General features: G+C 65.9%; 14 protein-coding genes. 11 read left to right on the top strand and 3 right to left on the bottom strand.

Annotated features, from left to right (window positions below; translation table 11 throughout):
* The first annotated feature begins 132 nt into the window (after nucleotides 1-132).
* Nucleotides 133-2,142 (top strand): RNA polymerase sigma factor RpoD, encoded by a 2,010-nt coding sequence (rpoD, locus tag K5Q19_RS10185; protein ID WP_292944407.1) that lies wholly within the window; start codon nucleotides 133-135, stop codon nucleotides 2,140-2,142.
* Between the two features lie 80 nt (nucleotides 2,143-2,222).
* Nucleotides 2,223-2,867: a transposase gene (locus K5Q19_RS10180; RefSeq protein ID WP_292944405.1), complete on the top strand. Its 645-nt coding sequence runs from the start codon at nucleotides 2,223-2,225 to the stop codon at nucleotides 2,865-2,867.
* 26 nt (nucleotides 2,868-2,893) lie between these two features.
* Here the strand turns inward: K5Q19_RS10180 and K5Q19_RS10175 are convergent, their stop codons facing one another.
* From K5Q19_RS10175 to K5Q19_RS10165, 3 genes are all read right to left on the bottom strand, one after another.
* Nucleotides 2,894-3,349 carry a DUF3237 domain-containing protein gene (locus K5Q19_RS10175; RefSeq protein ID WP_292944403.1) on the bottom strand — a complete coding sequence of 152 codons (456 nt, stop codon included), beginning with the start codon at nucleotides 3,347-3,349 and terminating at the stop codon, nucleotides 2,894-2,896.
* Nucleotides 3,346-4,629 (bottom strand): flavin-dependent oxidoreductase, encoded by a 1,284-nt coding sequence (locus K5Q19_RS10170; protein WP_292944401.1) that lies wholly within the window; start codon nucleotides 4,627-4,629, stop codon nucleotides 3,346-3,348. The genes K5Q19_RS10175 and K5Q19_RS10170 overlap by 4 nt, the downstream gene beginning before the upstream one ends.
* Nucleotides 4,630-4,757: 128 nt before the next feature.
* Entirely contained in the window at nucleotides 4,758-6,443 is a 1,686-nt protein-coding gene (locus tag K5Q19_RS10165) for a M20/M25/M40 family metallo-hydrolase (RefSeq protein ID WP_292944399.1), read from the bottom strand.
* A gap of 273 nt (nucleotides 6,444-6,716) precedes the next feature.
* On the opposite strand from K5Q19_RS10165, the gene rpiB reads away from it, so the two are divergent.
* The 9 genes from rpiB to rpsD form a co-directional block, all read left to right on the top strand.
* On the top strand, nucleotides 6,717-7,157 hold the full coding sequence (rpiB, locus tag K5Q19_RS10160; RefSeq protein WP_292944397.1) for a ribose 5-phosphate isomerase B: 441 nt from the start codon (nucleotides 6,717-6,719) through the stop codon (nucleotides 7,155-7,157).
* A 12-nt stretch (nucleotides 7,158-7,169) separates the two neighbouring features.
* A complete protein-coding gene (glyA, locus tag K5Q19_RS10155; RefSeq protein ID WP_292944395.1) occupies nucleotides 7,170-8,480 on the top strand; it encodes a serine hydroxymethyltransferase in 1,311 nt (436 codons plus the stop codon).
* A 3-nt stretch (nucleotides 8,481-8,483) separates the two neighbouring features.
* A complete protein-coding gene (locus K5Q19_RS10150; RefSeq protein ID WP_292944393.1) occupies nucleotides 8,484-8,687 on the top strand; it encodes a hypothetical protein in 204 nt (67 codons plus the stop codon).
* Nucleotides 8,688-8,696: 9 nt separating this feature from the next.
* Complete coding sequence (gene nrdR / locus K5Q19_RS10145; protein WP_292944391.1) at nucleotides 8,697-9,167, top strand: transcriptional regulator NrdR; 471 nt, start codon at nucleotides 8,697-8,699, stop codon at nucleotides 9,165-9,167.
* Entirely contained in the window at nucleotides 9,164-9,904 is a 741-nt protein-coding gene (locus K5Q19_RS10140; protein ID WP_292944388.1) for an RNA methyltransferase, read from the top strand. Before nrdR ends, K5Q19_RS10140 begins: the two co-directional genes overlap by 4 nt.
* 175 nt (nucleotides 9,905-10,079) lie before the next feature.
* Entirely contained in the window at nucleotides 10,080-10,283 is a 204-nt protein-coding gene (locus tag K5Q19_RS10135) for a DUF2892 domain-containing protein (RefSeq protein WP_292944386.1), read from the top strand.
* Nucleotides 10,280-10,813 carry a sigma-70 family RNA polymerase sigma factor gene (locus K5Q19_RS10130; RefSeq protein ID WP_292944384.1) on the top strand — a complete coding sequence of 178 codons (534 nt, stop codon included), beginning with the start codon at nucleotides 10,280-10,282 and terminating at the stop codon, nucleotides 10,811-10,813. The genes K5Q19_RS10135 and K5Q19_RS10130 overlap by 4 nt, the downstream gene beginning before the upstream one ends.
* Before the next feature lie 38 nt (nucleotides 10,814-10,851).
* Nucleotides 10,852-11,556 carry an alpha/beta fold hydrolase gene (locus K5Q19_RS10125; RefSeq protein ID WP_292944382.1) on the top strand — a complete coding sequence of 235 codons (705 nt, stop codon included), beginning with the start codon at nucleotides 10,852-10,854 and terminating at the stop codon, nucleotides 11,554-11,556.
* Nucleotides 11,557-11,797: 241 nt separating this feature from the next.
* Nucleotides 11,798-12,201, top strand: a 404-nt coding sequence (gene rpsD / locus K5Q19_RS10120) for a 30S ribosomal protein S4 (protein WP_292944380.1), incomplete at its 3' end; no start/stop codon positions are given.

Below are 12,201 nucleotides of genomic sequence, written 5' to 3'. Positions count from 1 at the left end.
TTCGCCGAACAGCAACGTTTGCTGCAACGAAGGCTGGCGCTGCTGGCCCGGTTGGGGCAAATGGGCCGCACCCGCGCAGGGATGTAACAGGGGAGTTACACTCCGCGCGCGCACAGATGGTACCGGGAATAGATGGCTTCCAACGACACGACTGACACCGGCGACGCGCCGCTGATCGATCTCAACGATGCTTCCATCCGGAAGCTTATCGCCCGCGCCAAGCGGCGCGGGATCATCACGGTGGATGAGCTCAACGAGGCCCTGCCGCAGGACCAGATGTCTGCCGACCAGATCGAGGACATCATGGCCGCGATCTCGGAGATGGGCGTCAATATCGTCGAAAGCGACGAGGACGCGGTCGATCCCGAGGACAAGGGCGCCGACGACGAGGTCGAGGATCAGGATCCGGTCGACGAGCGTCCGGACCTCGTGTCCAAGCGCAAGGAAACCGTCGAGCGCACCGATGATCCCGTCCGCATGTACTTGCGCGAGATGGGCGCGGTCGAGCTTTTGAGCCGCGAGGGCGAAATCGCCATCGCCAAGCGCATCGAAGCCGGGCGCGACACCATGATCCTGGGCCTGTGCGAAAGCCCGATCACTTTCCACGCGATTATCCAGTGGTCCGAAGCGCTCAACGCGGGCGAAATGCAGCTGCGCGAGATCCTCGATCTCGACGCCATGCTTTCGAAGGAACCGCAACCCGAGAACCTCTCCGAAGATGGTGAGGAAGGCGACGGCGAAATCAGCGAAGCGACCGCCGGCCCCTCCTTCAAGGAAGAAGAGGACGTCGAGGAGGAGGAATCCGCCGAAGACGAGGACGACGAGCTCACCGAACGCCGCGCCAAGCGCCCTGCCGAGGAAGAGGAAGAGGACAACACCCTCAGCCTCGCGCAGATGGAAGCGCAGCTGAAGCCCGAAGCGCTCGAGAAGTTCGCCCAGATCACCGATCTGTTCCGCACCTTCGAAAAGGTGCAGGCCGAGCGGCTCCATGCACTCGGCGCCGGCGGCGATTTCCCGGCGGCCAAGGAACAGCAGTACCAGCAGCTGCGCGAGGATCTCACCGCGCAGGTCGAAAGCGTGCAGTTCCACGCGACCAAGATCGAATATCTGGTCGACAACCTCTACGCCTTCAACCGCCGCCTCACCACATTGGGCGGCCAGATGCTGCGCCTTGCCGAGCGCCACAAGGTGCCCCGCAAGGACTTCCTCGATCACTACGTCGGGCGCGAGCTCGATGAAGGCTGGCTGCAGACGCTGGCGAGCCGCGACAAGAAGTGGGCCGCCTTCGCACTCAACGAAGCCGAACCGGTCGAGCGCATCCGCGCCGAGATCGCCGATATCGCGGCCGCCACCGGCATGTCGCTCGGCGAATTCCGCCGCATCGTGAACATGGTCCAGAAGGGCGAGCGCGAGGCGCGCATTGCCAAGAAGGAAATGGTCGAAGCGAACCTCAGGCTCGTGATCTCGATCGCCAAGAAGTACACCAACCGCGGGCTGCAGTTCCTCGACCTCATCCAGGAAGGCAACATCGGCCTGATGAAGGCGGTCGACAAGTTCGAGTACCGCCGCGGCTACAAGTTCAGCACCTACGCCACATGGTGGATCCGGCAGGCGATCACGCGTTCGATTGCCGATCAGGCCCGCACGATCCGCATCCCGGTCCACATGATCGAGACGATCAACAAGCTGGTGCGCACCAGCCGCCAGTTCCTGCACGAGCAGGGCCGCGAGCCGACACCGGAAGAAATGGCCGAGCGTCTTTCGATGCCGCTCGAAAAGGTTCGCAAGGTGATGAAGATCGCCAAGGAGCCGATCTCCCTCGAAACGCCGATCGGCGACGAGGAAGACAGCCACCTCGGCGATTTCATCGAGGACAAGAACGCGGTGATCCCGGTGGACGCGGCCATTCAGGCCAACCTCAAGGAAACCGTCACCCGCGTCCTCGCCAGCCTCACCCCGCGCGAGGAACGCGTGCTGCGCATGCGCTTCGGCATCGGCATGAACACCGATCACACGCTCGAGGAAGTCGGCCAGCAGTTCTCGGTGACGCGCGAACGCATCCGCCAGATTGAGGCGAAGGCGCTGCGGAAGCTGAAACACCCGAGCCGTTCGCGGAAGATGCGTTCGTTCCTGGATCAATAAATAGGGACAGTCCCCATTTATATTGCGCTAGCCGTTAGGACTGAATAAATGGGGACTGTCCCTATTTTTGAGTTTGCGCCATGCCCCGTGCCGCGAGACTTGTTGTTCCCGACATCCCCCACCACGTGATCCAGCGCGGCAATCGCCAGCAGCCGATCTTCTTCTCCGACAACGACCGGCGCAAATATCTGGCGCTGCTGGCAAAGAATTGCACCGATCACGCCGTGCGCTGCCTCGCCTGGTGCCTGATGAGCAACCACATCCATCTCGTACTCGTGCCGCCCTCCGCCGATGCCCTGCGCGCGGTGCTTTCCCGCACGCACACCAGCTATGCCCAGCGCATAAACTTGCGCGAGGGCGCTTCAGGCCACCTCTTCCAAGGACGCTATGCGAGTTACCCCATGGACGCTGCACACTTTGCCATTGCCGTGCGCTATATCGAGAACAACCCGGTCAAAGCCGGGCTCGTCGGCAGCGCGGAACAATGGCCCTGGTCCAGCGCAAGGGCCCACATCAGCGGCGCACCCGATGGCCTGACCGATCTGGAACACGAATTCCCGGTTACCAATTGGCGTGCCTATCTGGCGGATGGCGTCGAAGCTAGTGAGCGCGACGATGAAGTCGAAGCTGCCATGCGCTCGGGTCGTCCACTTGGCAGGGTTGAAGTGGCAGGGAGCGCGGTGACAGAGGCAAGACCGCGAGGCCGCCCGCGCCGCGAAAAATAGGGACTGTCCCTATTTTTCGCACTTCGTCACCCCACCCGATAAACCGCCAGCCGCACGGTATTCCCCACCTTGCCGCCATCCGCGACATAGATCGAGCGCGCGACCCACCCGTAGTCCGGATGCCCGCTGTCCAGCCGGATCGCGGTGCGCATGTAGTATTCCGAAGGTGGCACCACTTCCCCCGCCACGATCCGCGCGGCCACTTCCGCCGAAGCATGGCGGATGCCCTGGCTCACCACTTCGATCACCGCGCCGTCGTTGGTTTCAATTGCATAGCGCGCGTCCAGCTGCGCCACGCCGCCTGCCTGCACCGTCTGCCAGTCCGCGCCGACATTCAGGATGCGCCCGTTGATCCGCGCGCCCGTCGCCGTCCCGCCGACAATCGGGATGATCCGCCGCGTGCCCGCAAGCGCCGCGCCCATTTCGTGCGGCGGCGAAAGCTCGACCACCAGATCGCAGATGTGTTCCAGCGCAATGCTCATGCCAGCACCCTCGCCCCTGCCGGGATCGTCGGCGGCGCGGCATTGAGCTGCTCTTTCGCAAAGCCCGCCGCCTTCTGATAGGCGAGCATGAACGCTGCGCGTTCTTCCGCTGGAATCACCGTGTCGATATCATCGAACTGCCCACCGCAGCGCTCGTCGACCATGTTGAGCAGGCCGAACGGCCCCGCCCCCCGGTTGCGCATCGCCACCGCGCCGATGGGGCCGCACAGCTCGGCATCGAACGCAGCCACGCTCGCAGCGTTCACCCCCTGCTGCGTCATGATCCGTCCCAGCACCCGCGCATCGATGATCGCCTGCGAAGCGCCGTTGGAGCCCGTCGGATACATCGGATGCGCCGCATCCCCGATCAGCAGCACCGGCCCGTCCGCCCAAGTCGGCAGCGGATCGCGGTCGATCATCGGGTTTTCATAGACCGCATCCGATCCCGCCAGCAGCGCCGGCAGATCGAGCCAGTCGTAGACAAACCCCTCGAATTCATGCGCAAATTCGCTCAATTCCACCGGGCGGAACCAGCCCGATTTCGACCAGTCATGGTCCGCATCAAAGGTCTGCTCGGCAATCCAGTTGATGTCCGCCAGCCCATCCGCATCCGGGTGCGAGATCGGATAGAGCACCACGCGGTGCCGGCTCGTCCCCAGCCCCACGAACGAGGAACCGCTGCGGATCGGCACGCCCCTTGCCGTCCCGCGCCACATGATCGTGCCGCCCCAATGGATCGGCGGCTGATCGGGGTGCATCTGCGCGCGGATCGCCGAATGGATGCCATCCGCGCCGATCAGCAGCTTGGCCGAAAGCTCCTCGCGCCCGCCATCCGCCCGCTCGACCAGTGCTGTCACGCCCCCATCGGCGTGCTTGCGATAACCCGCAACCCGGCAGCCCAGCCGCACCGCATCCGGCCCCAGCCGCTCCAGCACCGTCCGGTAGAGCAGCATATGGAAGTGCCCCCGATGCACCGCATACTGGTGCCAGCGGTATCCGGCGAGCTTGCCGCGCGGCTCGGCATAGATGTCCTTGCCATTGAGCCCCACCAGCGCCCACTCGCGCGCCGGAATGCCGACCGCGTCCAGCGCCGCCTCGCCGATGCCGAGGTCTTCCAGCTCGCGCACCGCATTGGGCTGCAGGTTGATCCCCACCCCCAGCGGCTTCAGCTCGCGCACGCTCTCGAGCACCCTGCAGCGCACGCCGATCTGGTGCAGCGTCAGCGCGAGCACCAGCCCGCCAATCCCGCCGCCCGCAATCAAGACCTCGCTCTCAGCCATCCCGCATCCCGAATGTTATGTTCGATAGCGCCGCTACAGGCAGGGCCGAAGCGTTGCAACGGCCTCCTCTCCATTTTCACGGAACGCCCAATTGGGAAGGTGGCAACCCGTCAGGGCTGACGGAAGGGTCACTTGTCCGCGCTATAGACCGGCACCGTATCCGCCAGCGGATCGAGCCGCACTGTCAGCGCTGTCCCCAGCGCCGCGACCAGCAGCACCGCCGCCGCGATCCGCGCCGTCCGCGCGCCCAGCCCCTCCCACAGCGGCAGCACGGCCAGTACCGTGACCGCGAGCGGCAGCACCGCCGCCATGGGCATGTTCGGCCCGACGCCCTGCATCACCTGATGCCCCAGCGCGATCATGTAACCGATGACCGGCGCCCCCAGCGCCAGCGCGACCAGCCGGCCAGCCATACCCTCGCCTACCGCCATGGCGAGCGCCGCCAGCAAGACCGGCAGCACCACGACATAAGCCGCCGTCGGCGCCAGCGCCTGCAGCACTGCGCCCAGCACGAGCAGCGGCAGCGCCGCGCCCACCAATCCGGCCGGTCTTGCCTTCCATGCGCCCAGCACCAGCAGAACGGCCGCCATGCCGCCGCAGAGCGCCATGACTTCCAGCCGCGGGATCGCCGCCAGCCGGTCGTAGTAGTTGGGGCTGCCCGGTCCGAGGGAAAGGGCATTCACGGCCCAGAGGACTACCCCCGCAAGCACGATCAGCGCGAGCATCCGCGCCGCCCCTGCGAGGCCGTCACCCCAGCCTCCACCCCGGCCTACGGCAACCACCAGCGCGCCCGCCGCCACCGCCAGCATCCCCCACCCGAGCCACGCCGGATAGACCAGCAGGAACAGGCCGAACACGTCGAAGAACACCACATCCGCCGTCTTGCCCGGCAGCGGCTCGGCGCGCAGCAGTTCGCGCGTCAGATCGAGCACTTGCGCACCCATATCCTGCAGCGCGCCCTGATCGAGCGCATCGGGCGTCGCCTTCGGTGAATGGTAGAGCTGCGGCCGCCCGATGAAGGCGAAGTTGTAGCCGGTCCATGGCCCGCCGCGCGTTTCACTGAGGTCGGTGTCGTTGGGCAGCACCTTGTAGATGAACACCGCAAGGCTGGAGCCACCAGGCCGCTGAATGGCTCCCGCCGCGCGCGCAATCGCCGCGCCGTTGTCCGCCGAGGTTTCGAACAGTGTCGTCCGCCCCCCGCCGCCGCGTGCCTCGACATTGATCACCGCGCCGACATGCGCGCGCAAGGGATCAGCGGTGAAGAAATGCCGCGCACCATCGAGCCCCAGTTCCTCGCCATCGGTGATCAGCACGATCAGATCGCGCGCCTGCTGTCCGCCCGAGCGCACCGCGCGCACGGTTTCCAGCAGCGCGGAAACCCCCGCCGTATCGTCCGCCGCGCCCGGCGATCCGCCAACCGTATCGTGGTGGGCCATGAGCAGCACCGCGGGGAGGCTGCGGTCCTTGCCCGGCAGCACTCCGATCACGTTGGTCAGCACCGGGGCCGCAACGTCCTTCCCGCTCCACCACGCCAACCGCTTGGCGCTCTCGGGCGGCGCGGTGAACGGCGTCTCGCGCACCTCCATCCCCATCATCGCCATCCGCCGCGCGATATGGGCGCGCACCGCCGCGTTCTCGGGCGAGGCGGCCAGATGCGGCCACGCTGCGATCGCGCGGACATCGGCCATCGCGCGCCCGGCGGCAAAGACCTGCGGGGGCGCACCCGCCCCCACCGGCGCGGGCGGGGTGGTTGCGCGGATGCCCAGCAACACGCCTAGCACCAGCGCCGCCAGCAGGATCAGCCGTTTGCTCATGGTCTCTTCCCTTCATCAGCAACCAAGCCTGATCGGAGTATTTGTGCAAGACGCATACGCCTCCGACCTGCCTTCGGCAGGCCACCTCCCCATTTGCACTTTGTGACAATGGGGAGGTGGCAGCCCGCAGGGCTGACGAAGGGGTTCTTCTCCGTTAGCATTATTGTCACTAATACTGCACTTAAGGCAATCACCCGCACTGGCAAAGCCGCGCCAACCCTCCTAAAGCGCTGGGGCTGACCGAATCCCCCGCTGCAGGACCACCCGCCGCCCATGCGCATCGCCATTGCCTCGGACCACGCCGCCGTCGATCTCAAGGCCGAACTCGCCGCACATATCGCTGCACTCGGCCACGACGTGCTCGATCTCGGACCCGACAGCACCGCCAGCGTCGACTACCCGGACTATGGTTACAAGCTCGCCGAAGCCGTCGCCTCGGGCGCGGCCGAGCGCGGCGTCGCGCTCTGCGGTTCGGGCATCGGCATCTCGATCGCGGTGAACCGCCATCCGGCGCTGCGCTGCGCCCTTGTCAGCGAGCCGCTTTCGGCCTCGCTCGCCCGGCAGCACAACAACGCCAATGCCATCGCCATGGGCGCGCGCCTCGTTGGCCCCGAAATGGCCAAGGCCTGCCTCGAGGCCTTCCTTGCCGGTGAATTTCTCGGCGGCCGCCACGAAGGCCGCGTCGCCAAGCTTTCCTCCCCTACCCTCGCATAAGGAGCCCCGCCGATGAACATTGCAGCACCCGCGCAGGAAATCCGCAAAGCCGGCTTCTTCACCGAACACCTCGAAGCAGCCGATCCCGAAGTCTACGCCGCGATCCGCGGTGAACTGCACCGCCAGCAGACCAAGATCGAGCTGATTGCGAGCGAGAACATCACCAGCCTCGCATGCCTCGAAGCGGCCGGATCGGTCTTCACCAACAAGTACGCCGAAGGCTACCCCGGCAAGCGCTACTACGGCGGCTGCGAATACGCCGACGTCGTGGAAACCCTCGCCATCGAGCGCGCCAAGAAGCTGTTCGGCTGCGAATTCGCCAACGTACAGCCCAATTCGGGCAGCCAGATGAACCAGGCCGTGTTCCTCGCGCTGCTCCAGCCGGGTGACACCTTCATGGGCCTCGATCTCAATTCGGGTGGCCACCTCACCCACGGCTCGCCGGTCAACATGAGCGGCAAGTGGTTCAAGCCGGTCGCCTACGGCGTGCGGCGCGAGGATCACCAGATCGACATGGACGCGGTCCGCGCCACCGCCCATGAACACAAGCCCAAGCTGATCATCGCGGGCGGCACCGCCTATTCGCGCGTGTGGGACTGGGAAGCCTTCCGCACCATCGCCGACGAGATCGGCGCTTACCTCCTCGTCGACATGTCGCACATCTCGGGCCTCGTCGCGGGCGGCGCGCATCCCTCGCCTATCCCGCACGCGCATGTAGTGACGACCACCACGCACAAGAGCTTGCGCGGCCCCCGCTCGGGCGTGATCCTCACCAATGACGAGGCGCTGGCCAAGAAGATCAACATGGCCGTCTTCCCCGGCATGCAGGGCGGCCCGCTCGTCCACATCATCGCCGCCAAGGCGGTCGCCTTTGCCGAAGCGCTGAAGCCCGAATTTGCCGCCTATGCCCATCAGGTCGTCGCCAATGCCCGCGCGCTCGCTGGCAGCCTGCAGGAAGCCGGCCTCGGCATCGTCTCGGGCGGCACTGACAACCATTCGATGCTCGTCGACCTCACCCCCAAGGACGTGACCGGCAAGGCCGCCGAAAAGGGCCTCGACCGCGCCTGGCTCACCTGCAACAAGAACGGCATCCCCTTCGATACCCGCTCGCCTTTCGTCACTTCGGGTATCCGTCTCGGCACCCCCGCCGGCACCACCCGCGGCTTCCGCGAGGACGAATTCCGGCAGATCGGCGCGCTGATCGCGGAAGTGGTGGACGGCCTCTCGCGCAACGGCGATGAAGGCGATGGCCAGGTCGAACAGGCCGTGCGCAGCAAGGTCGAGGCGCTCTGCGCCCGCTTCCCGATCTATCCGGAGCTCTGAGCCATGTCCGACAATAACGATCTCGCTGCCCGCGCCAAAGCCGAAATCGAAGGCATGGCCAAGGAAGGCATGAACCATCCGTCAACCAAGCCGGTCCTCGTCGGCGCCGGCATCGGTGCGGTGGCGGGAGCGCTCCTGCCCTTCGTGTCGCTCCCCCTCGGCCTCGCGGTCGGCGCGGGCTATGCGTTCTGGCAGCGGATCAAGTAACGCCCCTGCATGCGCTGCCCGTTCTGTGCCCATGAAGAAAGCCAGGTAAAGGACAGCCGGCCGAGCGAGGACAACACCTCGATCCGCCGGCGCCGCCAGTGTGAAGCGTGCGGCGCGCGCTTCACCACCTTCGAACGCGTGCAGCTGCGCGAGGTCATGGTCCTCAAGAGCGGCAGCGGCGAGCCACGCCGCGAACCCTTTGACCGCGCCAAGATCGAACAGTCCGTCTCCCTCGCCTGCCGCAAGCGCCCGGTCAGCCCGGAGCGCATCGAACGGCTCGTTTCCGGCATCCAGCGCCAGCTCGAAACGCTGGGCGATGCCGAAGTTGAAAGCCGCCAGATCGGCGAAATGGTGATGGAAGGCCTCCGCCAGCTCGACAGCGTCGCCTACATCCGCTTCGCCAGCGTCTACCGCGATTTCACCGAAGCGCGGGACTTCGAGGAGTTTGCCAGCACCGTGCGCGAGGTGGGCGGCAAATGAGCCAGTCCCCCGTCATCGTCCTTGTCCGCCCGCAGCTGGGCGAGAACATCGGCAAGGCCGCGCGCGCCATGCTGAACTTCGGGCTCACCCGCATGCGCCTTGTCGCCCCGCGCGATGGCTGGCCCAATCCCAGCGCCGGCCCGGCGGCTGCGGGCGCGGATATCGTACTGGCGCAGGCTGAGGTCTACGATACGCTGGCAGAGGCCGTCGCCGATTGCGCGCATGTCTACGCCACCACCGTGCGCAAGCGCGGCGTGACCAAGCCCGTCCTGACGCCCGAGGAAGCGGCGAAGGAAACCGCCACCGCCGTGGGCGGCACCGCCTTCGTCTTCGGCCCCGAACGCTCCGGCCTCGAAACCGACGACGTCGCGCTGTGCCGCAGCATCATCACCGTGCCGATCAACCCCGAATTCGGCTCGCTCAACCTCGCGCAGGCGGTGATTTTGTGCGCCTACGAATGGTCGAAGCACGCGCCCCAGGCCGGCCTCACCCAGCCTCCCGCCGAGGACCTCCTTCCCCCTGCCCCGCAGGAAGAGCTCGAAGGCCTGATCGCCCAGATCACCGAGCACCTCGAACCCCGCGACTACTTCAAACCGGCGGGCCGCGCCCATGCCACCCGCCTCACCTTGCGCAACATGCTGACCAAGCCCGCGTGGAACCACCTCGAAGTGCGCACCATGCGCGGCGTGATCACCGCCCTGATGCGCACGCCGCGAGGCGACACGAACGAAAAGTAGGGACAGTCCCTCTTTTCTCGCAGGCAGAAATCGAACCCGGCATCACCACCGCACAGCGCCTCTGCCGCCCGTTCCGATCTTCGCAGGCAAAAAATCTGCACACCCCGCGAATCCTTTCCGCTGTTGCGCACCTCTTGGTCTCGGAAGCACGATGCCGTGCGCCAAGGAGAAAGCCATGAAGTTCGGTCGCAATCTGCCGCAATGGGAACGGGCCCTGCGGGTCACCTTCGGCCTTGTGCTTGTCATAGCCGCCCTTGCCCGCTTTGAAAGTCCTCTCCTTGTCGGCGCTCTGATCGCTACCGGCCTCACCGCTATCGTCACCGGCCTCTTTGCTTTCTGTCCGGTCTGCGCGGTCGCGGGACGCCGCCCGCAGCCATGAGCCGGCCCGCTCGCCCCTATCTCTCTGCAGCGCTGATCAACGCCGCGCAGGCGGGTGATGCTGCGGCCATTTCCGCACTCATCGCCGGCGCACAGCCTGATGTGCGTCGTTACGCCCGCCGCACCTGTCGCAACCAGAGCGACATGGACGATGCCGCGCAGGAGGCTCTCATCATCATCTATCGCCGTATCGGCTCCCTGCGGGCGATCGGCGCGCTGTCCTCGTGGATGCTGCGGGTGGTGGACCGGATATGTCTGCGCCTTGCCCGGCAGGCACTCGGCCAATCCACCGAGCTCGATGTGCTGGAGGCAGACGAGCGCTTCCGCACACTCACCGATCACGAACTGCGCCTCGATCTCGCTGCCGCCATCCAGTCGCTGCCCCCGCATTACCGCGAGGTGCTACTTCTGCGCGATATCGAGGAGCTGACCATCGACGAGATCGGCACGCGCCTCAGCGCCACCCGCCAGGCGGTCAAGGCCCGCCTCCACCGCGGCCGCCTGCTAGTGCGCGAATACATTGCCCGCTGAAGCGCCGCAGCGCATGCACACCCCACAAGGACCATACCATGACTGACTTCGTACTCGTCCACGGCGCTTTCCATGGCGGCTGGTGTTGGGATGCCCTTGCCGAACGGCTGGTCGCACGCGGCCACCGCGTCTTTGCCCCCACCCTCGCTGGCTGTGCCGAACGCGCCGATGAGGACCATGCGCCCATCTCGCTCGAAACACACATCGCCGAGATCACCGCCCTGATCATCGAGCACGGCCTGCGCGAGATCGTCCTCGTCGGCCACAGCCTTGGCGGCATGGTTGTCACCGCAGTCGCCGATCGCTGCCGAGATGCCATTGCGCAGCTTGTCTACCTTGATGCCTTCGTGCCTTCATCAGGCGAGGCTGCGCGCGATTACATCCCCGGCGAGCTCTACGAACCCGCGCTTCAGGCGGTCCACCGGCTCGGTCGCCGCACTTCGCTGCCGGTGATATTCCCACCCGCCAAGTTCGTGCGGCTTGAAGGCGCGGAGCGGGACGCCTTCATGGCTCGCCTCACCCCGCATCCTTTTCTCTGCTTCGTCGAGCCAGTGTTCCTCGCGCACCCGCCGGTCGTGCACCGCACCTTTCTCTTCTGCGAAGGCATACCCTTCGGGCTGTTCGACCATTTCGCCGAAGCCGCCCGAACCGACAGCGCCTGGCATTACCACTCGCTGCCTACCGCGCATGACGCCATGATCGAGGCGCCCGGCCTGCTTGCAGACCTGCTCACCGTCAACTAGTCACTCGAATCGTGATCAGGGGCCGCGCACGAGATGCTGCTCCGCCACTCCCGCCTTGACATTCCGCCCGATCCCGTGTCTAGGCGCGCCTTCGCAATTGGCCCTGCACGCCCGGTGAAGCAGTGGCCGCATGCCCCTTATGGGAACATGGTGCGGTTCCGGGTCTACGAAACGCCGGCCTCAAGGCTGGTTTCCACAGGCCGGCTCACGCTGGCCGCATAGCAGATTGAAAGGACTTGCCATGTCGAAGCGCAAGGCATCGAAGCACAAGATTGACCGCCGTCTTGGCGAAAACATCTGGGGCCGCCCGAAGAGCTCGGTCAACCGCCGCGCCTATGGCCCCGGCCAGCACGGCCAGCGCCGCAAGAGCAAGGTGTCGGACTTCGGCATCCAGCTGCGCGCCAAGCAGAAGCTCAAGGGCTACTACGGCGACGTCACCGAAAAGCAGTTCAAGCGCACCTATCAGGAAGCCGCGTCCATGAAGGGCGATACCGGCCAGAACCTGATCGGCCTGCTCGAGCAGCGCCTCGACATGATCGTCTACCGCGCCAAGTTCGCGCCGACGATCTTCTCGGCCCGCCAGATCGTCAGCCACGGCCACATCCGCGTCAACGGCGTGAAGTGCAACATCGCCAGCCGCCGCGT

It is taken from the genome of Novosphingobium sp., from assembly GCF_019748365.1.
GTDB lineage: Bacteria > Pseudomonadota > Alphaproteobacteria > Sphingomonadales > Sphingomonadaceae > Novosphingobium.
Note: the sequence above shows the minus strand (reverse complement) of the source record. Positions and strands in the feature narration are given on the sequence as shown.

Bases quoted from the DNA above. Each gene is read 5' to 3' on its own strand.
- rpoD (WP_292944407.1), top strand. From the start codon at position 133: ATGGCTTCCAACGACACGACTGACACCGGCGACGCGCCGCTGATCGAT.
- K5Q19_RS10180 (WP_292944405.1), top strand. From the start codon at position 2,223: ATGCCCCGTGCCGCGAGACTTGTTGTTCCCGACATCCCCCACCACGTG.
- K5Q19_RS10175 (WP_292944403.1), bottom strand. From the start codon at position 3,349: ATGAGCATTGCGCTGGAACACATCTGCGATCTGGTGGTCGAGCTTTCG.
- K5Q19_RS10170 (WP_292944401.1), bottom strand. From the start codon at position 4,629: ATGGCTGAGAGCGAGGTCTTGATTGCGGGCGGCGGGATTGGCGGGCTG.
- K5Q19_RS10165 (WP_292944399.1), bottom strand. From the start codon at position 6,443: ATGAGCAAACGGCTGATCCTGCTGGCGGCGCTGGTGCTAGGCGTGTTG.
- rpiB (WP_292944397.1), top strand. From the start codon at position 6,717: ATGCGCATCGCCATTGCCTCGGACCACGCCGCCGTCGATCTCAAGGCC.
- glyA (WP_292944395.1), top strand. From the start codon at position 7,170: ATGAACATTGCAGCACCCGCGCAGGAAATCCGCAAAGCCGGCTTCTTC.
- K5Q19_RS10150 (WP_292944393.1), top strand. From the start codon at position 8,484: ATGTCCGACAATAACGATCTCGCTGCCCGCGCCAAAGCCGAAATCGAA.
- nrdR (WP_292944391.1), top strand. From the start codon at position 8,697: ATGCGCTGCCCGTTCTGTGCCCATGAAGAAAGCCAGGTAAAGGACAGC.
- K5Q19_RS10140 (WP_292944388.1), top strand. From the start codon at position 9,164: ATGAGCCAGTCCCCCGTCATCGTCCTTGTCCGCCCGCAGCTGGGCGAG.
- K5Q19_RS10135 (WP_292944386.1), top strand. From the start codon at position 10,080: ATGAAGTTCGGTCGCAATCTGCCGCAATGGGAACGGGCCCTGCGGGTC.
- K5Q19_RS10130 (WP_292944384.1), top strand. From the start codon at position 10,280: ATGAGCCGGCCCGCTCGCCCCTATCTCTCTGCAGCGCTGATCAACGCC.
- K5Q19_RS10125 (WP_292944382.1), top strand. From the start codon at position 10,852: ATGACTGACTTCGTACTCGTCCACGGCGCTTTCCATGGCGGCTGGTGT.